Annotated in this window: 19 protein-coding genes; 16 read left to right on the top strand and 3 right to left on the bottom strand. The window is 50.6% G+C overall.

All coding sequences use genetic code 11. From position 1 onward, the window contains the following. Window positions 1-56 precede the first annotated feature (56 nt). The 13 genes from gspD (at window position 57) to ACJJJB_RS08865 (ending at window position 13064) form a co-directional block, all read left to right on the top strand. Window positions 57-2084: a type II secretion system secretin GspD gene (gene gspD / locus ACJJJB_RS08925; protein ID WP_020412898.1), complete on the top strand. Its 2028-nt coding sequence runs from the start codon at window positions 57-59 to the stop codon at window positions 2082-2084. Then, window positions 2081-3577 carry a type II secretion system ATPase GspE gene (gspE, locus tag ACJJJB_RS08920; RefSeq protein WP_445366086.1) on the top strand — a complete coding sequence of 499 codons (1497 nt, stop codon included), beginning with the start codon at window positions 2081-2083 and terminating at the stop codon, window positions 3575-3577. The genes gspD and gspE overlap by 4 nt, the downstream gene beginning before the upstream one ends. Before the next feature lie 2 nt (window positions 3578-3579). Further along, entirely contained in the window at window positions 3580-4797 is a 1218-nt protein-coding gene (gspF, locus tag ACJJJB_RS08915; RefSeq protein WP_020412896.1) for a type II secretion system inner membrane protein GspF, read from the top strand. Between the two features lie 187 nt (window positions 4798-4984). Continuing rightward, the gene (gspG, locus tag ACJJJB_RS08910; RefSeq protein ID WP_020412895.1) at window positions 4985-5413 is read left to right on the top strand and encodes a type II secretion system major pseudopilin GspG; all 429 of its coding nucleotides are present in this window, start codon (window positions 4985-4987) and stop codon (window positions 5411-5413) included. Between the two features lie 21 nt (window positions 5414-5434). Beyond that, complete coding sequence (gspH, locus tag ACJJJB_RS08905) at window positions 5435-6022, top strand: type II secretion system minor pseudopilin GspH (protein ID WP_020412894.1); 588 nt, start codon at window positions 5435-5437, stop codon at window positions 6020-6022. Beyond that, on the top strand, window positions 6012-6395 hold the full coding sequence (gene gspI, locus ACJJJB_RS08900; protein WP_020412893.1) for a type II secretion system minor pseudopilin GspI: 384 nt from the start codon (window positions 6012-6014) through the stop codon (window positions 6393-6395). The genes gspH and gspI overlap by 11 nt, the downstream gene beginning before the upstream one ends. Before the next feature lie 5 nt (window positions 6396-6400). Then, complete coding sequence (gene gspJ, locus ACJJJB_RS08895) at window positions 6401-7114, top strand: type II secretion system minor pseudopilin GspJ (protein WP_444946720.1); 714 nt, start codon at window positions 6401-6403, stop codon at window positions 7112-7114. 22 nt (window positions 7115-7136) lie between these two features. Next, a complete protein-coding gene (gene gspK / locus ACJJJB_RS08890; RefSeq protein WP_444946721.1) occupies window positions 7137-8126 on the top strand; it encodes a type II secretion system minor pseudopilin GspK in 990 nt (329 codons plus the stop codon). 17 nt (window positions 8127-8143) lie between these two features. Beyond that, window positions 8144-9478: a type II secretion system protein GspL gene (gene gspL, locus ACJJJB_RS08885; protein ID WP_444946722.1), complete on the top strand. Its 1335-nt coding sequence runs from the start codon at window positions 8144-8146 to the stop codon at window positions 9476-9478. Between the two features lie 45 nt (window positions 9479-9523). Continuing rightward, entirely contained in the window at window positions 9524-10009 is a 486-nt protein-coding gene (locus ACJJJB_RS08880) for a type II secretion system protein M (protein ID WP_020412889.1), read from the top strand. Window positions 10010-10213: 204 nt separating this feature from the next. After that, a complete protein-coding gene (locus tag ACJJJB_RS08875) occupies window positions 10214-10486 on the top strand; it encodes a hypothetical protein (RefSeq protein WP_020412888.1) in 273 nt (90 codons plus the stop codon). 109 nt (window positions 10487-10595) lie between these two features. Then, window positions 10596-10799 carry a DUF2788 domain-containing protein gene (locus ACJJJB_RS08870; protein ID WP_020412887.1) on the top strand — a complete coding sequence of 68 codons (204 nt, stop codon included), beginning with the start codon at window positions 10596-10598 and terminating at the stop codon, window positions 10797-10799. Window positions 10800-10844: 45 nt separating this feature from the next. Then, window positions 10845-13064, top strand: a complete 2220-nt coding sequence (locus ACJJJB_RS08865; protein WP_445366085.1) for a hybrid sensor histidine kinase/response regulator — start codon at window positions 10845-10847, stop codon at window positions 13062-13064. Between the two features lie 79 nt (window positions 13065-13143). Here the strand turns inward: ACJJJB_RS08865 and ACJJJB_RS08860 are convergent, their stop codons facing one another. Next, complete coding sequence (locus ACJJJB_RS08860; RefSeq protein WP_445366084.1) at window positions 13144-16281, bottom strand: TonB-dependent receptor; 3138 nt, start codon at window positions 16279-16281, stop codon at window positions 13144-13146. Between the two features lie 239 nt (window positions 16282-16520). Here ACJJJB_RS08860 and ACJJJB_RS08855 point away from each other — a divergent pair, with 239 nt between their 5' ends. Both ACJJJB_RS08855 and ACJJJB_RS08850 read left to right on the top strand, forming a co-directional pair. Next, window positions 16521-17348 carry a S1/P1 nuclease gene (locus tag ACJJJB_RS08855; protein ID WP_444901531.1) on the top strand — a complete coding sequence of 276 codons (828 nt, stop codon included), beginning with the start codon at window positions 16521-16523 and terminating at the stop codon, window positions 17346-17348. Window positions 17349-17508: 160 nt separating this feature from the next. Then, window positions 17509-17907: a hypothetical protein gene (locus ACJJJB_RS08850; protein ID WP_282953408.1), complete on the top strand. Its 399-nt coding sequence runs from the start codon at window positions 17509-17511 to the stop codon at window positions 17905-17907. Window positions 17908-17921: 14 nt separating this feature from the next. Here the strand turns inward: ACJJJB_RS08850 and ACJJJB_RS08845 are convergent, their stop codons facing one another. Beyond that, the gene (locus ACJJJB_RS08845; RefSeq protein WP_444901532.1) at window positions 17922-18827 is read right to left on the bottom strand and encodes an aldo/keto reductase; all 906 of its coding nucleotides are present in this window, start codon (window positions 18825-18827) and stop codon (window positions 17922-17924) included. 241 nt (window positions 18828-19068) lie between these two features. Between ACJJJB_RS08845 and ACJJJB_RS08840 the strand changes: the two genes are divergently transcribed. After that, entirely contained in the window at window positions 19069-19638 is a 570-nt protein-coding gene (locus ACJJJB_RS08840; protein WP_353376239.1) for a DJ-1 family glyoxalase III, read from the top strand. A 486-nt stretch (window positions 19639-20124) separates the two neighbouring features. On the opposite strand, the gene ACJJJB_RS08835 is transcribed toward ACJJJB_RS08840, so the two are convergent. Then, entirely contained in the window at window positions 20125-20538 is a 414-nt protein-coding gene (locus ACJJJB_RS08835; RefSeq protein ID WP_445366083.1) for a hypothetical protein, read from the bottom strand. Window positions 20539-20619 lie beyond the last annotated feature (81 nt).

The raw sequence follows: 20619 nt of genomic DNA, 5'->3' as shown, positions 1-20619 counted from the left end.
ACTGTCAACCTAGATTGTTTTGAGTTTTTTGAACATTTACTAGAGCCAGATAAATAATGATGAAGATGTTTTATCGACGGCTGATTGCGGTCGGATTTGGTTTTTTTGTGTCTACTGCAACGCTGGCTCAAGGCCCGGAGAGGGTAACCCTTTCTCTCGATAATGCGGATGTTCGTGACCTGATTAACTGGGCTGCGGATTTCACCGGAAAAAATATTATTGTTCACCCCAATGTCAAGGGAAAAGTCACCGTTGTTGCCGGTGATCCCATGACCCATGAAGAAGCCTTCGATGTTTTTATGTCGGTGCTTCAGGTAAATGGTTTTAGTCTTGTAGAGCAGGGCGGAACCTGGAAAGTAGTGCCTGATGCATTAGCAAAACAGCAAGCGATTCCTGTAGCTGATGCCAACACCCGTGCGCCGGCTGAGTCTCTGGTAGTCCGTACTGTGCGGGTGGAAAATATTTCCGCATCGCAATTGATTGCCATGCTGCGCCCCCTGATTCCTCAGACTGGCCATCTAGCGGCTTACGCTGATACCAATACCCTGATTATTGCGGATCGCGCAGCTAATATTGACCAGATCGTAAGGTTGGTTAATCAATTGGACCGTGCTGGTGCAATTGATATTGAAGTCGTGCCCTTGATGTTTGCCTCCGCAAAAGAGGTCAAGCAGATTCTCACCGATCTTTTGCAGTCGGGTGGTGGTAAAGGGGCTGGTAAGGAAGTACAGCCGTTGCGTATTGCCGTGGATGAACGCTCCAATAGTATTTTGTTGACCGGTGACCCGGTAACTCGCCAGCAGATCAGGTCTGTTATTGCTCGCCTTGACCAGCCGCTGGATGGAGATGGCAATACTGCGGTGGTTTATATCCAGTACTCTAATGCTGCAGACCTCAAGCCAATCCTGGAAGGTATGAGTGGCAGTATTCAGAACACTGAGAAAGATCAGCAGGCGGCGAATGTTGAAGTCAGTATCCAAGTCAATGAATCACTCAATGCTTTGGTTCTTACTGCCCCTCCAGCACTGCTGGAAACCATGAAAGGTGTTATCGCTCGTCTGGATGTGCGTCGTGCTCAGGTGTTGATCGAAGCGATTATTGTTGAGGTTAATGAAAATACCAATAACGAGCTGGGTATCAGCTGGATTGCTGGGGCGGATGATAATGTTGTTGCCGGCTGGAATAACCTTCCGGCTAAAGATGCCGATGGAAATATCAACCCTTTCTCACTACCTCTTGAAAGTCTAACTGGGGCGAATGCATTACATTTAGGTTACCTGAGTGGCACCGACCTTCGTGTCGCAGTGAATGCTCTTGCCACTGCAGGCAACACGAATATCCTCTCCACTCCAACAATTATGGCTTTGGATAATGAGGAGGCTGAGATCCTCGTTGGTCAAAATGTGCCTTTTATCACCGGTGAACAGCTGTTGTCGGGTAGTAATGATGATCCCTTTACCACCATTCAGCGTGAGGATATTGGTACCACACTCAAAGTGACTCCAAGGGTAAATAATAACAACTCTGTAACCCTGGAAATTGAGCAAAAAGTTGAAAACCTTGCTTCGGCCGCGGCTGATGCTGCTGTCGGGGCTTCGGATATTATTACTAGCAAGCGGGAAATACGCACCAAGGTACTCATCGACGATGGTGCAATACTTGTACTGGGTGGATTAATTGAAGATACCGTTAAAGACTCTGTGCAAAAGGTACCCCTGTTAGGGGATATCCCAGGGATAGGCCGCCTGTTCCGCAATAATAAAAAGGAAGTCTTCAAAACTAATTTGATGGTGTTCCTGAAGCCGAAGATCCTGAGTACGCAAGTGGCAGGTTACGAGGAGACCCGCAAACGTTACATGGATCTGCAGCAGAAGCAGATCTATATCAAAGATCGTACAAGCCTGCTGTGGGATTGGCACCGTGGAGATGCATTGCCTGACTTAATGCCGCCAACAGGAACCTATAACGAAAGCCCGGCCCCGGTAGATGGTTCTATCAATGCCGTTGATAACCTGGAGGAAGCCCTGGAGGGGGTGCCAGGTGAGGTTGATGTTGAGGTGCTGGAGGTCGAAGAATCTAAATGACGGCTGAACTAGGAACAGGAACTCCAATAATTCGCCGCCTTCCATACGCTTTCGCCAAGCGTCACAGGGTTCTGTTAGTGGAGCAGGAAGGCCAGCCTATATGCCAGTATGTGGCCCCGTTGAATCCCTCGGCTGTTGCCGAGGTACAGCGAATCAATGGTGCTGTGGTGAGCCTGGAGGCCGTCGAGGAAGAGGCTTTCCAGGTTGCTCTACAGCGACTGTATGAAAACCGTGAAGGAGGAAACCTCTCGGAAGTGGAGGGGCTTGGTGAGGATTTGGATCTTGCCGCGGTTGCAGATTCGTTGCCGGAAACTGAAGATCTGTTGGAGCAGGAAGACGATGCACCTATCGTTAAGCTGATCAACGCAATTTTCGCCGAGTCGCTTAAACAGGGCGCCTCGGATATCCATATTGAGACATTTGAGAAGCGGCTGGTTGTGCGCTTTAGGGTTGATGGCGTTCTGCGGGAGGTACTGCAGCCTCGCCGTGCACTAGCGCCTTTACTGGTCTCCCGGATTAAGGTTATGGCCAAGCTGGATATCGCGGAAAAGCGTGTTCCCCAGGATGGCCGTATTTCTCTTTTGATGGCTGGACGCGAAGTGGATGTACGTGTATCCACCATGCCTTCTTCTGCGGGGGAGCGTGTGGTTATGCGTCTTCTGGATAAGCAGGCTGGTAAGATGGACCTGAGCAAGCTGGGAATGGCGCAGCGCGATCTCGGTGTAATGTCGGAACTGCTTTCCCATCCCCACGGCATTATTTTGGTAACCGGACCTACAGGCTCAGGTAAAACCACAACCTTATATGCTGGCCTTGGCAGTATTAACAGCCGTGAGAAAAATATCCTTACGGTTGAAGACCCAGTGGAATACAACCTGGAAGGTGTGGGCCAAACCCAGGTGAATACCAAGGCGGATATGACTTTTGCTCGCGGTTTGCGGGCAATTCTGCGCCAGGATCCCGATGTGGTGATGGTGGGTGAGATCCGTGACCTCGAAACAATGCAAATCGCCATTCAGGCAAGTTTGACTGGCCACTTGGTATTATCCACGCTGCATACCAATACCGCGCTTGGCGCAGTGACCCGACTTGTGGATATGGGAATCGAGCCCTTTTTGCTGTCATCGAGCGTGATTGGTGTGCTCGCGCAGCGCTTGGTGCGGGTACTTTGCCCAGAGTGTAAGCAGCCCCATGTGGCCGATGAAAACGAGCGGCAAGTGCTCGGTGTGGACCCAAATGCGGAAACCATTATTTATCGCCCCAACGGTTGTGAGGAGTGTAACCATAGCGGTTATGTCGGCCGTATTGGCATCTATGAGCTGGTACCGTTGAATGAGGTGATGCGCCAGCTTATTCACGATCGTGCGTCGGAAAGCAAACTGGTGGCCGAAGCGCGTAAATTGGGGCCGAGCATCCGTGATGATGGTATCGCCAAGATTCTGGCGGGTAGGACTTCCCTTGAGGAAGTGATGCGAGTTACCCAGGAGTCCTGAAAGTGGCAGCTTTTGAGTATACAGCCCTTGCGGCATCCGGTCGGAAGAGCAAGGGAACCCTTGAGGCGGATAGTGCCCGTTCCGCGCGCCAACAATTGCGTGCCAAGGGGATGGTACCCCTGGATGTGGCTCCTGCTACTGAGCAATCTGAAAAGAGTGCCGGTGGACTTATGTCTGGTAGCCCAGGCCTCAGCATTAAAAATTTGGCGCTGCTAACACGTCAGATTGCCACTTTGCTGCGTGCCGGTATTCCCCTTGAGGAAACGCTCGGGGCAATCGCCAATCAAACTCGTAACCAAAAAATTCGCAGGGTTGTTCTGGCGGTTCGAGGCAAGATCCTTGAGGGGCATAGTTTTGCTCTCGCCCTGGCGAGCTTCCCACGCGCTTTCCCAAAGCTCTACCGCGCCACGGTAGAGGCTGGTGAACACTCTGGCCATCTCGATGCAGTTCTGGAGCGCCTCGGTGACTACACGGAAGGCCAGCAGCAGTTTCGGCAAAAAGTTCAGCTGGCACTGATCTACCCAGCGGTGCTGGTGTTTATTTGTGTCTTGGTGGTGACCGGCCTGATGGTGTATGTGGTACCCGATGTGATCGAGGTATTTACTGGTACCGGCCAGGAATTGCCAGTACCTACCAGAATCCTGGTTACCCTGAGTGACTTCATCTCTGCCTGGGGCTGGTTGGTGCCCCCGGTATTAGGCGCCATCATCATAGGCATAGTCTTTCTGCTCAAGCGCCCGGCAATACGTTACCGTTTCCACCATCGCCTACTGGATTTACCGGTAATAGGGTGGATGGTACGTGGTGCCCAGAGCGCTCGCTACGTGGGAACCCTGGCCATCTTAACGGGGAGTAGCGTACCGCTGGTACAGGCCATGGGCATTGCCGGCGGAGTAATGAGCAATGATTTTCTGAAAGATAGATTGGAAGGCGCGCAGAAATCTGTGCGCGAGGGTGGTAGCCTGCACAGAGCGCTGGAAGATATCGGGTATTTCCCACCAATGATGGTTTACATGATTGCCAGTGGTGAATCCTCCGGTACCCTCGATGAGATGCTGCAAAGGGCGGCAGAGTCCCAGGAGCAGGATTTACAGGGTGCGGTTACCGCTTTTGTGAGTTTGTTCGAGCCCCTGATGTTGCTGGTGATGGCCGCTATCGTACTATTTATCGTGATGGCTATTATGATGCCGATTATGGGCATGAACGAACTGGCCATGTAAGGCTCAAAGAGAAGCCTTAGGGGCAGTGTCTCCTGTTAATCCTGATTCTGTCAGGGTTTCTCTGATACCTGCTGACTCGGGTGAAGGAGGATGCCTTCCTTGAAGTGAGTCAATATTTTAGAGTGGGGTCACGAAGGATATTGTGGCCCTTGGGGTTCCCAGCTTACGGCTGAACTTGGAGAAAAAAATGCAAAACCTAAGCAAAAATCGCGGCTTCACTCTGATTGAGGTCATGGTAGTGATCGTAATCCTCGGTGTCCTTGGCGCCATGGTCGTGCCCAGTGTACTCGGCAAGACTGGTGAGGCGCGTATGAAAGCAGCTCGCGTTGATCTGCGAGCAATCGAGACAGCGCTTGATATGTACCGTATGGATAACTTCGTTTATCCCAGCTCTGATCAGGGCTTGCAGGCACTGGTTTCCCGTCCGTCAGGTTTCCCGGAGGCCAAGAACTGGACTGAGCCTTACCTGAAGAAATCGCCGAAAGATCCTTGGGGTAATGAATACCAGTACATCAGCCCCGGCAGCTCTGGTCCCTTCGACCTGTTCTCCCTGGGTGCCGATGGCAAACCGGGTGGTGAAGGTGAGTACGCTGATATTTTTGCCGCTGACCTGTAAATCCGGTTCAAGCGACAACTGATGTACAGCCGGAAAAATCAACTGAAATTCACGCGTAACCGGGGCTTTACCCTGGTGGAGATCCTGGTGGTGATTGTGATCATCGCCTCTCTTGCCGGGATGGCGGTTATGTCTTTGGGTAGCTCCGGCGTGCGCGTATGGGAAGGTGAGGTTAGGCGTCTCTCCGCTTTGCTACAGTTGATCTCAGATCGCGCCTTGATCGATAAGAGCCACTATGGCGTGGTTTTGGAACCGGAATCCTACACTGTGGTGCGCTTTAATCCCGCCACCATGACCTGGCAGGCGCCGGATGCTGCTGCCGGTAAGCGCAGCCAGCGCTTCGCGCTTCACGAGCTCCCTCCCAATGTACGCCTTGAGGTGATTGCCGGGGCAGAACTTCCATCGACAGAGTCTACCGAGTTTGCCGAGGAGGAGAGTTCGGATGAGGAAAGCGCGAAGCCACATTTTGTCGCCTTGTCCAGTGGTGAGGTCCTGCCTGTGGAACTGGTGATGTACCTGGTTGATGAGGGTGACTTCGCTCGTGGCGCGACAATTACTTACAACAGCCTCTACGGTTTACAGCTGGAATGGCAGGCTGATGAATTTTAGTGCGCAACGATTTTCTGCCCAGCGGGGATTTACCCTGGTGGAGGTCCTGGTTGCATTAGTGATATTTGGGGTAATCGCAGCCAGTGTGTTGCAGGCCATGCAGCGCAGTGTGCGCCAGCAACGCATTATGGAAGAGCGGCTCGCTGCCAACTGGGTGGCACAACAAATACTTTCCCAAGTGCGATTGCAAACACCCTGGCCACCCGTCGGTGAGCAAAAGGAGGAGGTGACCTTTGCTGAGCGGGAATGGGAAGTGACCGCAAGAGTTGAAGCAACCAGTGAAGAGCGCCTTCGCCATATCACCATCGAAGTGGGCTATCCCGATGCGGAGAACCCGACTCTGACACTGGATGCCTGGGCGGCACAGGAGTAGCTGCAATGATGATCCGCCAACTAAAAGCGCAGTCTGGTTTCACCCTGGTCGAAGTAATGGTTGTGCTGGTATTGGTAGCTATTATCAGCGTCGGCTCCTTCTCCCTGCTGGATATTTTTAGAAGTACAGACCATGTAGTTGAGCAGCGTGCGGAGGAATTACGCCGCTTTTCTATGGCTTTATACCGCCTGGAAGATGATCTTCGCCAGCTGACGGCAAGGCCGATCAAGAATGCCTACAGTGGCTATGAGCCAGCACTGCGCGGGGATGAAGATGAATTCGAGTTTACCCGACTGGGCGCGGCCAACCTGACTGCTGAGCCCAGAGGGGAACTGCAGCGCCTTGGGTACAGCATTGGCTACCCGGAATCCGATGAGCGCGATTCTTTCAGCACTGCGGAGGAGGAAGATCCAGGCGCGCTACTGCTGCGAAGCCGCTGGCAGGTGCTGGATCGGGGGCCGGATTCCGAGCCTATTGTTGAGCCCCTGATGATGGGGGTTGAGAGCCTTACCCTGCGCTATTTCGACCCAGAGAGCGAAGCGTGGGTTTCGCAATGGCCCCCGGCTTCCAATGACAATAACCCACCTAATGGCGCAGACCCCCGCTTACCTAAGGCCATTGAGTTTGTCTTACTCACCAGGCAGTACGGTGAGATTCGCCGGATATTTCCTTTCTCCACCGTAGAGCCCCCTGGTTCTCAACCTGGTAGAGGCGATTAATCATGTTCGAAGAGAGGCGACTGTGAAGATCCTTGGTGGCCAGCGAGGTGTTGCACTTATTACTGTCTTGTTGGTGATGGTGATTGCTATTGCCTTGGTCTCTCATGCGATCGTTCGAGATCAAATATCCATTAATCGCAGTGGCGCATTGCTTGCCAATACCCAGCTGGCCGAGTTTGTTGAGGGGGCCGAAGCCTGGAGCCGAGTGGCACTGCTGAAAGACTTTGAAGAGGATAAGGAAGCCGAGGAAGCAGCGGACCACGCTCTGGAGGCCTGGGCTTCTCCAGCGTTGCAATTCAATCCCGATAACGGAAAAATTCGTATTAATATCAAAGGCTTAAATTCATGTTTTAATGTCAATAATCTTGTTGATAGGTCGGCTAATGACCAGTTTGATATTTTTCGTAGATTGGTGAGTAATGTCACTGGTAAACCGGAGTTGGCGGTGATTATTGCCGATTGGGTGGATGACGACGATACACCGCGCTCATCCGCAACCGAAGATGACGGCTATCTCGGTAGGGATATCTCACACCGTACTCCGGATACCTCGATCAGTGATGTTTCTGAATTGTCTTCAGTACAGGGAATAGAAGCCGAGGACTGGCAAAAACTTGCTCCTTTTCTCTGTGCATTGCCGGAAACCGGATCCAAGATCAATATCAATTTTGCCTCCCAAGAACTGGTAGAGGCGATTGACCCTTCAGCAAGTATTTCGAAACTGGAACAGCTTCGTGAATCGGGAGAGGTCTTTAGTAACTCTGGGGACTTATCCTCAATCAATATCACCAAGACAGATTCGTTTGTATTCCATAGTCAGCACTTTCTGGCGCGTATCGCTGTCCAATTGGGAGATGGCGAAGACCACCGCCAGTACTGGGAGACTGTGCTCCGGCTTGAGGAAGGCGGAGAAGTAACGGTGAAAGTAGTGCAGCGCCAACGCCGGACATTTTCCGGTGCAATGATGCAGGAGCTACTCGACTATGACGGCACGGCAGAAGAACGAGAGTAGGTAGTCAATAAGATCGTATGTTTAAAAAGAAAAGCCTGAATGAAATAGGCATGCCTGCGGATCCACCAAAGCCATCGCTGGTAATGCTGAGACTCACTGAAAATGCGGATAGAAAGCTCACACTCCATCAGTGGCAGGGGGGTGCCTGGCAGCCTGCTGCATTAGATGATGAATTTATTGCGGCTTTTACCCCTGAATTTGAAACTTCAGAGTTCTCTCAGGAAACTGCTCCCTTGAGCTTTGCCGATGGGGCCAAGGCCTTGTTGTTATTACCTGGCAACTGGGTGTGGAGCGGTGTGGAAACTATTCCCAAAGCTGCACGACGGCAGGCCAATGCTATTGGCTATATGGTGGAAGAGCATCTGGCGGAGGACGTTGAAGATTTGCATTTTGTCTGTACGCCACAGAATGGTGATCTCTGCAGTGTCTATGCCATAGCCAAAGATAAAATGGAAGCGCTGCACAGCCAGGTTGAGCGCTTGCAGTGGCCGCTGGTGGCTGCGGTTGCTGAATATCAGCTACTCGGTCTGCTCGAGGGCGATCTTGCTCTATGGCTAGATGGAGAACAGGCGCATATCTGGCAAGACAGTGGGCAGGGGCTTTCAATTCGCCGTGAATACCTGCAGCCGATGCTCAGTTCCTTACTGGGGGAAAGCGAAACCTTAGAAGAATCTGAGCAAGTAGAGGATGAAGCTGAGGAGAAAAGCCTGCTGCTCTTGGGAGCGCAAGAGAGTGATAACCTGATTGTAGGCGAACTGGAGACGCTATTTGCTGATCGTCTACAGCGCAACCAGCGAGCCCCGGAAGAGCTTTTTCTGGAGCGCTTTAAAGCTGGCAAGCTCAGTAGTTTATTGAGCGGCGACTACCAGCTTTCAGGGGGAGAAGTTGAAGGAGCCTGGTGGCTGAAACCAGCAAAAGTTGCCACTTTTTGTTTTGCCGCCCAACTGCTGTTCTTTGTGGGGGCAGGGGCTTATTTTCAGTGGCAGGCTGGGAAGGCCGAAGAGCAGGCGCGCACCATGTTTACTGAATTGTTTCCTAATACCCGACCCTCCGCGCAAATGCGCCGTCAGTTGGATGGTTTTCTTAAGAGTGCGGGCAGTCAAGGCGGCGCCTTTACCACACAGATGCAACAGCTGAGTAAGGTGTGGACAGAGCAACGGGGTAAGGAACTCAAGTTGCAATCCCTGCGTTTTGATGGCCAGCGGGGTGAAATGGTGTTGCAGTTACAGGCCTCTAACTTGGCGGATCTTGATACATTTGTTAGTAAGTTGTCTGGTAACGGCTTAAAAGCTGACTTACTCGGGGCCAATGAACTGAAGAAAGGTGTATCCGGACGGGTGCGCGTGCGCTGATAGTGACATATTGATGTGCAGAATAAGATTGGTAGTTATTGAAGCATGAAAGAACAAATTGAACAGTGGAAACAGAAGTGGCAGGCACTGTCTTCCAGTGACCAGCGCGCTCTCGCTCTTCTCGCTGTTTTTGCTGGGGGCCTGTTTATAGTCTATGGCCTCTACAGTCCTGCCAAGGGCTTTTTTGAGGAGTCTCGCAGTCGCGCTGAAGAAGCCCAGGAGCTAGTGCAATGGATGGAGTCCCAGCGTCCGGTACTTGCCCGGATCAAGCCTAATAGTTCCGCTGGCAATGCGTCGGGCACTCTTTTGCAAAGGGTGACCACTGCGGCAAAGAACAACCGGATTACCATTAAGCGCTTTGAGCCGGAGGGGGAGAATCGTATCCGCCTCTGGATTGAGGAGGTGCGTTACCAGGATCTGCAGCCATGGCTCAACCAGCTGATGAAAGAGAAGCTATCGGTGCGTACTATCAATCTGGATGCGCTCGCTGAGCAAGGTATGGTCTCCGCTCGCCTGACAATAGAAGGGTAATCCTATCTGCTCCCGCTTAAGCTGCCAGTGATCACTGTCGGTTTTTAGCGGGAAGACTTTCCCAGCATACCTCTGTAATGAATACCTTTTGGGTAGGGCGCTCTGCTCCTCATCCCGGATTTTCGGCCCACAAGCATATAGATTTAGCCGGAATAGCCGCTAAAGGCCCTATACTGAAGTGTGGAAGAGGAAATAGGTGCCACTATGCTTTTTAAAGATGTAACTACCAAGCATTTGGTTGAGGTGGCTGACGTTGTCACGCTTTCAAATCCCTATGAGTTAACTGTGGTTGGCCGCTATCTCTGGGGTGAGGAGATCCAGGATCCAGAGGTTTTCGACAAAACTGACCTGTGCTTTCTGTCTGGTGAGCCGCTGCCTCGTTGCTGGCACGATAGTCGTTATCGTGAGAAGGAGGTGCGCCGTTTGCGCTGTGGCACTCACGCCCAGGAGGATGGTGACTACTATCAAGGGGCGTGAATAGTTAGTCATGTCCGGGGGGAGCGCCGGCTGACCGTATTCTGGCAAGCCTTACCAGTAGTCACTAAGCACTGTACAATGCGCGCCAATTTTTTAAGTGAAGATCCGCATGACTTTTGAGCAGTTTGAAGAGTATTCCCTGTGGTTGGGAATCGGTGCACTTATCATGTTTATGGTGTTTATCGTCTGGAACCTCGCTAAGGATTCCAAGGCGGGGAGGTTCGGAACCTTTATCCTGTTTTTGGCACTGGGTCTCGGATTGCTTGGATTTATTATAAAAACAGTACTGGTTGAAGTGCTTGGGATAGGGTAGGGACTTTTATGTCACTATATACCCAATCTCCCAGGGAAGGTCGCAATGCCACTATTTGATCGCCCTGAACTGAAGGTTCAGAAAGACCGACGTATTTGTCGCGCCACTGATATGCGTATCGCTAAATACAGCCGGCGGGGTATGCTGCTCTCCCTCTGTGCCTTCCTGATTGCCGCCACAATCGGGGATATGCGCCTGGAAGCACCGCGCCTTTTACTGATCCTGGGTGGGGGCTTGGTGATACTCACCCTGATCAGGGGCTACTACGTATTCCGCTTCGACTCCCTTTACAGCGCGGGACCGAACCGCTGGCGAAACCATTATTTCTTCGTCTCTATTCTTGGCTCCATTTGGTGGGGTTTGACACTGTTTTACTTTGTCTACCTGATGGGCTTTGCGCCTGAAACGCACTTTCTGTGGATCTACTCGGTTATATTCTGCTCAAGTGTGACTACGGTATTTTCTCCATATCATCGTTTTCTCACCTGGTTTACTGCCACTTCTCTACTGCCAGCGGCTCTGATGGCTCTGTTCTCGGGAATGGTCCTCGGCACAATTTACGGCACCCTGACCCTTGCTTTTATTTGGCTTACTGCACACCAGGGGCGGCGCGAATCAGAAAATTACTGGGAGCGACTGTCGGCCATGCAGGAGCTACAGCAGCGTGCCAGCAGTCTGGCTGCCGCGCGCAAGCACTCAGAAGCTGCGGTGGAATTGACTAACGAGTTTATCGTTAATATCGGTCAGGAGTTTCGCAGCCAGCTATCAGATGCTCTTGGCGCAATGGCATTATTGGAAGCGGAGCCTCTCAGCGACCGCCAGCGGGAGTGGGTTGAGCTTGCCAAAACCGCCAATAGTCAGCAGCTCAAGCTGGTGGATAATGTTGGGTTATTCACTCGAGTGGCGCGAAAGGATATCCGCCTGCGCCAGGGACCTTTTAATCTGGTCAAAACCATCGAGAAATCTTTTAAGTTTGCCGCCCGCTCCGCCCGCTCCGCCCACGGCCAGGATTTGGAGTTCAATTTCCAGATTGATGACAATCTGCCAGTAATGGTTACCGGGGATAACCGCAAGACGGCCCAGCTAATTCGTAATTTGGTAGATTCAGCAACAGGTATTGCCCAGCGCGGTGAGTTATGGGGGGAAGTTAGCTTTACGCCAATCACGACAGTGGAAGGCCAGTTGAATATTACCCTGATGGATGACGGGCGTGGTGAGATTCTCCCTGATGAAAGCGAATTGTTCGGTGCTTTCTCACGAATGGACACCACTCAGGTTACGACCGGCCTGGGTTTATCGATTGCCAAAGGGCTGGCAGAAGCGATGGGAGGCTACCTGCAATTGCACTCGACTCCCGATGGCAATCGCTATCAAGTGGTAATCAAATTCGATATGGAGCCGAACCAGCGCACTTACCTGACCCCGGATCGCCGTCTGCAGGATAGCGAAGTATTGCTGATTCACCAGAAGGGCCTGTTTATTTCCGGGCTGGTGCAGGTATTGCGCTCGTTTGGTATGGATGTGAAATCCCTGCGTTGGTGTGAAGGTTGCGAGTGCGAGGTACAGAAGCTGCTTAAGCTGGCTTTGGAGCGCAATCAGCTGGTAATCCTGGTGCCGGCGATGGGAGATGACACGCTCTTTAACTCGTTAACGCCGTATATGTACAAGGCACACACTGAAGGCAAGGAGTGTCCGGTGATCTGCCTGGGTGGGTTTGGCCAGAAGTCCTCCTTTGCCCAGCTACAGCACGCAGTACCTGCTGCTCAGTACCTCGGCCGTCCAGTGACTCGCAAAGAGTTACATGACGTAATTGTCGAGCGCATATTTGGTGGAATTAAAAAAACTACACGCAGAGTAGTAACTGGGGGGGCTGATCAGCCACGTCAATATTCACTGTTATTGGTAGAGGAGTCCCGTCCACACCAGTGGGTGACAGAGGAAATGCTGCAGGCCTTAGGCTATCAGGTGGATGTTGCAGGCAATGGGGATGAGGCCCTTATTCGCCTCTCCGAAGGCCACTATGACCTGGTGTTGGTAGATTGCCAGCAAAATACTGACCACAGCGCGGAAATTATTGAGATGTTGCGCCGCTGGGAAACTGAACACCGGCCCGACGATCGATTGCCAATTGTTGCCCTGACCAGTACTACTGAAGAGCAGTTTGAAGGGCGCTGCTTAGCCGCCGGAATGGACGACTACCTGACAAAGCCTTTAAGTAAAGATTTACTGAGAGAAACCTTAGCCCGTTGGCTTGGGAGTGCGTAAGTCTAAAAAAATCCAGCTGCGGTTTGTTAAGCAGGCTGGAAGTAAAAAAGCCGCGGCAACTGCCGCGGCTTTTTTATGATTAGAATTCGTAGCGAATTCCCATGCGTGCACTCCACAGCGAGGCGTCGGCGACTCGGGTTTGGCCAGCAGGATCATTGAATTCATTGAAAACAAAACGCCCCTGATCATCTATGCTGGCATCAACGGCAGCTTGGAAGCGGGGGAAGGCACCCTCGTACATTACTCCCCAATCATCGTTCAGTAAGTTGCCCAGGTTCTCGATAACAAAGAAAGCATTGAGTCGGTTGTCAGCGCGCCAGCCAGGCAACTCCTGGTCAATACGCAGATCGAACTTAGTCCACCAATCGCTGCTGAGGGAGTTGCGCTCCATAGTACCGCTGTCCAGGTCTTCAGAGTCGACCCAGGCGAAGAATGCCTCTGTATCGAAGTCATCCCCAAAGACAACATTCGCATCGCCCATGCCTGTTGGAACGTAGAGTAGCCCACGGCCCCTGCCGCCATCACCGAAGATACGGTCAGAGAAAGTATAGGAATAGGGCACACCTTCGTTAGCGCTACCGAAGAGGGTAAAGCGAGTCTCATACCCAGAGAAAAACTCCTGGGCGTAATCCAGCTTCAAAGTGAATCGGTGCGGAACTACATAGTTTGAAGTAGCCGTACCCGGGTCCTGGGCATCTACCGTGGCGATGGTGGTGTAGTTTGAGTAGGCTACAGAGCTGGTCATGGGGTTTACGTCTTCAGCATCGGTATAGGCGTAACCCACTGCTACATTCAGGCCGAAATCGAAAGATTTACTGAGTCCTAATGAGAAGACGCTGGAGTAGCCAGAATCGCCGTCAACATTGGTGAGCATATAGTCGCCCCTGCGACCATTGGTGTTAGCGTAAACCGCACGGCCATCGACGGTACTACTCACCTGCTCCAGTGACAGGTCCCGAATAATGGCTGCATCCTTATAATCACTATAGAGGTAATCGGCAGAGAGCAAATAGCCAGATTCAAACTCATAGCTACCGCCAATTGCATATTTCCAAACCGATGGAACTTCAAAATCCGGATCCATCATATTCACACCACCTAAAGTGCCATCTCCACTGGCTACCTGATCATATAGGGACTGTGGTACATCAAAAATTGGGGCGCCGTTGCCAGCCCAGTCCATATCAAATAATGGCGTGCCGCTGCCATCACTCGCTTCAATTTGTATAACGCCATTGTTGGAGTAATTATTGGAAATCCATACATTCGGATTGCCGCCAGAGTAAAGGCCAATTCCACCATGTAGCTCCAGGTTATCATCAACATTCCAGCTCAAGCCCAGTCGGGGTTGCAGAAGGTCGAGGCCGTCCATGGTGTGTTGGTTGGAAAAGCCATAGGCTGCTGCGAAATCTGTATTAGCGACAGGTCTGTCGTCACTACTGTAGCGATCGTAGCGCAGGCCGGCTACAACTGTGAGGTCAGCGTCAGCAAAAGTGTATTCATCCTGCACATAGAGAGTGTCGATGCTGTAAGCAAATTCAGCTGCGGCATCCAAGATATTATTGGTACCCGTGGCATTCTCGTAGATGATCAAGTCGGCAACGCCCTGCTCAAAATTTTCAATGCTACTGAAGCGATATTCACCAGCGGCCTCCTGGATGAACAGGTTGTAAATATCGAAGTTTTCGTGCTCGTAGCCAGCTGTAAGGTTGTGTTCACCTAAAAGGAGCTTGCCGGCGAGCTTAAAGGTCAAGTTGTCATAGCTCAGTTTATTTGCGTGGCGGGAATCATCAGCACCCAGATAAACGGTTGCATCTGTATCACTGCCATCGTTGTCATGGTCATAGGAGGTGCTGATCTGTACTTCACCAAAATCGGTACCTCCCAGGGAATTTTGGCGGTTATCCAGTTCGGAATAACCAATCTTCATTTCAGTAGAGAAGATATCGCTCCAGTCTGAGAAGAGCTGTACTACATAGGCGTTCAGCTCTGCGCCGCGCTCATAGTAGTGATTGGACAGCTCCAGCTCATCTGGATCTCCATCGGCCTCAGCGATAGAAAAGCCATCGTTGTAGTTGTAAGTAAATGCTGCGCGATGGTTTTCAGAGATGTTCCAGTCGAACTTAACCAGCAGCTTCTCGTCCTCCTCTGGAAGGTTGCTGGGCAGACCACCTGGGTTGTAGCCGTAGACTTCGTTGGATATACGCACAATTTCATCCAGTTGGGCTTGGGATACGCCCTGGACTTCAGTTGCGGCACTGCTTCCAGCGGGCCCCCGGTCAAAAGTAGCTACGCCTTCAAGCTTCTCATAAGCAGCAAAGAAGAACAGTTTGTCCTCAATAATGGCGCCACCTAGAGTAGCGTTGTAACGCTTCTCATCAAACTCGGCTACGTTAATGTCCTCACCTTCCAGGGAGTCCCCACGAAAGCCATCATCGGTGTAGTCATAGAAAAAGGAACCGTGCCATTCATTAGTGCCAGACTTGGTCACAGCATTAATGTTACAAGCGCTGAAGCCTCCGTACTGTACATCAAACGGTGCGAGCTCTACGGCCACCTGGTCGATAGCGTCATAGGAGAAGGGCATGCGCTCGGTTGGGTAGCCATTACTGTTCAAGCCGAAATTGTCATTCATACGCACGCCGTCAACAGTCAGGCTGTTGAAGCGTGGGTTGGCGCCGGCGCATTGGACTGAATCTGCGTTGGCCTCGTCTATATAAACACGAGGGTCTAGGCGCAGCAGGTCCTTGATGTCACGACCGCCAGCAGGCGCACTTTTCAGGTCGTCGCTGTTGAAGTGGGAAGAGGGACCTACTGCAAGCCGTGAACTGCTCAAAGCTTGGCCAAGCACGCTCACCTCCTCAAGATTGGATGAACCCAGGGTTAGCATTAGCGGCAGGGTATCGCCTACCGATAAGTAAATGTTCTCGAGTACCCGTTTGCCTTGGCCGGATTCAACGGTCACCGTGTAAGGGCCGCCAACACGCAGACCACTCAAATTAAACTGACCGGACTCCCCCACTTGCGCTACACGACGGCTGTTAGACGGAGTATGAATCACCGTTACTTTCGCATCGCTTATTACTTCGCCACCGCTGCCAGTAATAGAGCCGCGAATAGCTGCGGCTGTTTCCTGTGCATGGGAAACATGTGAAGTGCCAATCGCGGAGATAATTGCAGCGGATAGGCACATGCGCCGGAAAATGGAAGGTTTCATAACTAAGTCCTGGTCTTAAAAAAGAGCCAACAAAGTGGCTTTGAGAGTACTGGTTGTAATCGGCTCCCGAGACACTTTCCCCAGGTCCCGGCCAGTGAGCTTTTTAGCGGGTGATATTTAAGGACTGGTTAACGATTTGTTGCAGTTCTGTAACGATTACGGAAGAGGTTGGCTATAGATGCCAAGTTGTCACAAACTCTCATTAAAGTTGGCGACAAAATACTGCAATGGAAAAATCAATGAACGGGCTGGTTAATGTCTTTCGAGTAGCGCTACTCCTGCTCAGTACTCTCGGGCTGAATAATAAGGCTGTTGCCTGGGGGGATGATGGGCATCGGGTAGTGGGTGAGATTGCCTGGCACTACCTGGAGCCACAGGTGGCTGGTGAAGTTCAGCTGCTTTTGCAAAGAGCAAATGAGCCGGACTTGGCTGAGTCAGCAACTTGGGCGGATCGTATCCGCTCTAATGAACAATACGACTGGGCCGCTCCAATGCACTACATTAATTTGTCCAAAGAGTGGACCAGTTATGTTGAGGCCAGGGATTGCCCGCCTGCGGGCTGCATCCTCAAGGCAATCAAGCAGTTCTCGCAGATTTTGGGTGATCGAAACCGAAAACCAGAGGAGCGTGCAGAAGCCTTAATGTTTATCGCTCACTTTGTCGGCGATCTGCATCAGCCACTCCATACAGGCCTGTATTCAGATAAAGGTGGCAATGATGTCCAAGTCCGGTTTTTAGGTATTGACACTAATTTACATGCCCTATGGGACATACATTTAGTATCCAGGATAGTTTCCGATTGGCACAGTTATGCAAAAGAGCAAACAGAAAAGATAAGCGCAGCCCAGCGCCACTTGTGGCAATCCACAACAGAGGCCCAGTGGGCTCGGGAATCCCACCAGTTAGCCCACAAACTCGCTTATACGAGTGAATACGAATTAGGAGAAAAGTACTTCCTGCGTTGCCAGGAATCTGTGGAAATGCGCTTGCAACAAGGTGGAGTGCGTTTGGCCGCAGTGTTGAATAAAGCCCTTGGTGAGAGAGGTATTAACATCGCAGACAATTAATGCTTGAAATGTTGTAAAGCTTGGCTATCAGCACTTCCCATTGCCTTAGTTTTGATCGTGAACTGATTGTTCCTGTTTGATTATGCTAATAATCTAGTAATACAGCTCCCCTGCAATTGTCAGCTGGGGAGCTGGCCAAGCACAACAAGGTGGAGTTAAAGTGATTATGAAAACTCAGGCGAGAAACCTGGCCCGAATAGTCGGGGTACTTGTTATTTTAACTTCGATCGTGCACTGGAAGTCTTTTTTCATAAGCATCAGTATGTTCGGAACATCACCCGGCGTGGCCAGTTTGGGGTTACTGCTGCTGGCACTCGCTATCTTTAGCGCTGTGGGCCTACTGGCATACAAGGGGTGGGGTTTCCTTGTCTTTTATTGCTTTGCCCTGCTTGCCACCATAGGTTTTTCGATACCCCTAATACCATTTGTCGCAAGTTGGTTTCCGTTGGCAGTCCGGCCATGGGTGATGATCGCGATCAACATTTTCATTCTCATCGCAATACTTGCCGCACACTCAGAGTGGCGTAAGTCTCGTGCTGCAGGAGAAGGGGATAGTTAGGCGCCCCTTTTTAACTAGGGGACATTATGTCCCTTGGATGCAACCCATATCCGATACCACTGTTCCCGGGATAATTCGAGTTTTAGTGAATCCACAGCAGCTTTCAAGCGAGCTATTTTTCCTGAGCCGATAATAACCAATGGATTGGCTGGCAGTTGTCTAACCCAGGCGTAAATCACCTGGTCGAGACTTTTGGCACCAATTTCTTCCTTGAGTAATTCAAGTTCACTAAGCACTCTTTGAGCCTGTATATCGCCTCCACTGAGTAATCGTCCCCCTGCGAGACAGGACCAAGCCATAGGGCGTATCCGATGCATTTGCAATTGATCCAGGGTGCCATCATGGGCCACGGAAAAGTTAAGCGGATTTATTTCAACCTGATTGGTTACTAATGGCACTTCCAGCCGTGACTGCAGCAAGGCAAACTGGCTCGGTGAAAAGTTGGATACTCCGAAATGCAGGACCTTGCCAGCTTTTCGGAGCTTGGTAAAAGTTTCTGCAACTTCTTCAGCTTTCATCAAGACATCCGGTCGGTGGAGCAGAAGAACATCAAGGTAGTCTGTCCCCAGTAGGGAAAGGGAGTTATCAACGGACTCTATTATGTGTGTAGAGCTGGTATCGTAGTGGTTAACCTTTCGAAGGGGGAATTTGGCTGAGCACAACTTGATATTGCACTTGGTCACTATTTGAATCTGCCCTCGCATACCCGGCTGCAGTTTTAATGTTTCGCCAAAGAGTTGCTCACATTCATAGTCACCATAGATGTTGGCGTGATCTATGGTAGTAATTCCCAAGTCTACGTGTTGTTCAAGGAAGCTAAGGCGTTGCTGGGGTTTCATTTCCCAGTCAGCCAATCTCCAATAGCCCTGAACCAGTTCGGAGAGGTATGGGCCCTGGGGGCGTGTGATACTTTCAGCCATCAGCATTCCTGTCAAAGATCAAAAATCTTGATTATGCCTGAACTATGCATGCTTAACAGGAATCCAGAGCGGCATTAAGCCAGTAGTGTCACCAGGGCACAATTTCCCATCGGTAGAGTAGGCCACTGCGTACATCTGGAGAACCGGGAGTAGCCTTATGGTCAAGAGTTGGTTCAAGTGTGTGGATTGTAAACGTTAGGTCTATAAATACTTAAGCCCTGTATTTATGGGAGCTGTAACTGTGTCAAAAATACTGATTCCAATCGCTGATGGTAACGAAGATATCGAGGCTATTGCCATCTACGACATTTTGAGCCGAACTGACGCGAAACTGACTTTGGCATCAATTATGCCGAGTAGGCGTGTAACCACCCTGCGTGACCTTGTCATTGAGGCACCCAGCAGCCTAGAGGAATGCCTGGATACTACTTGGGATTTAATTGCGCTACCGGGAGGCAAGGAGGGGGCGGAGCATATGCATGACTCGGAGCCTCTAATGAGGCTAATCCAAAAGCAAATTGAGTCTGGGCGCTGGTTAGGAGCAATCTGTACCGCTCCTGTAATCGTACTTGGTAGACATGGCCTAATAACTGATTTCAAAGCAACTTGTTATAGGACTTTCCGTCGTGAACTCAGTCAATATGTGAGGGAGACTAGCGACCAACGAGTGGTGGTTGATCGAAATCTAATCACTAGTCAATCTCCAGGTACTGCGATAGAGTTTGCTTTTCAACTAGTCACCTGCTTGTTTGGGGAGGAGCAATCAAAATCGATTGCTCAAACTGTGAATGTTTATCTACCGCCGGAATAACTGCATCGATTTTAGTTTGTGCACATAGCTTTTTATTGAGATGGTATATTCGTATCTCATGATTACTTGCTTGCATACGCTATTTTTATGCGGTCTTCACTAAAAAAGCTAAAAGGGCTGTGGGGACAACTGGTTTCAATGTGCTGAAAAGGGATATCCAGGCTTTGCAATTCTCGCAGAAAGCTAGTGGTGTAATTTGCAGGTGCATCCATGGTACCTGTAAAGAATACTAAATCCATAGGCATTTCTTCGCGTTTTTTAGACCACTGGCTTACCTGGAACCAGGGGAGTGGCTGTTGAAGTCAGTTTCAGAGACAAACATTTGCTCGACGATGCTGGGGCGGGTGCTCTTAAGGGTACTCCGGCTGTGGATGGCGCCATCCCAGGAGACTATCTTAGAGAAATACTCAGGAAATTTGAAACCAATTTTCGTTGCCCCAAATCCTCCCATTGAAAACCCCTGAAGGACTCTGTGTTCCCGTCCCTTTATGCTGAGACTAATTGGTTGGTTTGCTTTAAGTTAGTTTTTGATTTTCGGAAAGTATGAATAACAACCTGAGAGAGAGAAAATAATACAAAGGTCAGTATCAGCCCTCGTATCATAATAGGATCGTATTGCTCCTGGAAAAGAGAGAGAACACGAGTTAGCCCATTAAAGAGGAAATAAAGTGAGGCTGGTACAAGAATTATCCAATCCCGGCGGAAAGTTCCTATTGCCGTAACCACAGCTAATATAAGTAGAGGAGCACCGAGTGTGCGCACATTAGTCAGGCCATAGTCTGAGACGGCATTAAACCCACTGGCTTCGCTAATTGAGCTGGGAAAAAATATACAGGCTATAGCTGCAGAGGTGAAGATAAAAACAAAAATTGTAGAAATTATTTGTGCAAAGCGTATCACGGTGCTTCCTTTATAGTATGTAAACGAAAAACGGCTTGGTCTGCTATGTCTGTTATTTTCCTTAAGTATAAATATTGAGTT

The organism is Microbulbifer variabilis, assembly GCF_052468405.1.
Note: the sequence above shows the minus strand (reverse complement) of the source record. Positions and strands in the feature narration are given on the sequence as shown.

Bases quoted from the DNA above. Each gene is read 5' to 3' on its own strand.
- gspD (WP_020412898.1), top strand. From the start codon at position 57: ATGATGAAGATGTTTTATCGACGGCTGATTGCGGTCGGATTTGGTTTT.
- gspE (WP_445366086.1), top strand. From the start codon at position 2,081: ATGACGGCTGAACTAGGAACAGGAACTCCAATAATTCGCCGCCTTCCA.
- gspG (WP_020412895.1), top strand. From the start codon at position 4,985: ATGCAAAACCTAAGCAAAAATCGCGGCTTCACTCTGATTGAGGTCATG.
- gspH (WP_020412894.1), top strand. From the start codon at position 5,435: ATGTACAGCCGGAAAAATCAACTGAAATTCACGCGTAACCGGGGCTTT.
- gspI (WP_020412893.1), top strand. From the start codon at position 6,012: ATGAATTTTAGTGCGCAACGATTTTCTGCCCAGCGGGGATTTACCCTG.
- gspJ (WP_444946720.1), top strand. From the start codon at position 6,401: ATGATGATCCGCCAACTAAAAGCGCAGTCTGGTTTCACCCTGGTCGAA.
- gspL (WP_444946722.1), top strand. From the start codon at position 8,144: ATGTTTAAAAAGAAAAGCCTGAATGAAATAGGCATGCCTGCGGATCCA.
- ACJJJB_RS08880 (WP_020412889.1), top strand. From the start codon at position 9,524: ATGAAAGAACAAATTGAACAGTGGAAACAGAAGTGGCAGGCACTGTCT.
- ACJJJB_RS08875 (WP_020412888.1), top strand. From the start codon at position 10,214: ATGCTTTTTAAAGATGTAACTACCAAGCATTTGGTTGAGGTGGCTGAC.
- ACJJJB_RS08870 (WP_020412887.1), top strand. From the start codon at position 10,596: ATGACTTTTGAGCAGTTTGAAGAGTATTCCCTGTGGTTGGGAATCGGT.
- ACJJJB_RS08865 (WP_445366085.1), top strand. From the start codon at position 10,845: ATGCCACTATTTGATCGCCCTGAACTGAAGGTTCAGAAAGACCGACGT.
- ACJJJB_RS08860 (WP_445366084.1), bottom strand. From the start codon at position 16,281: ATGAAACCTTCCATTTTCCGGCGCATGTGCCTATCCGCTGCAATTATC.
- ACJJJB_RS08855 (WP_444901531.1), top strand. From the start codon at position 16,521: ATGAACGGGCTGGTTAATGTCTTTCGAGTAGCGCTACTCCTGCTCAGT.
- ACJJJB_RS08845 (WP_444901532.1), bottom strand. From the start codon at position 18,827: ATGGCTGAAAGTATCACACGCCCCCAGGGCCCATACCTCTCCGAACTG.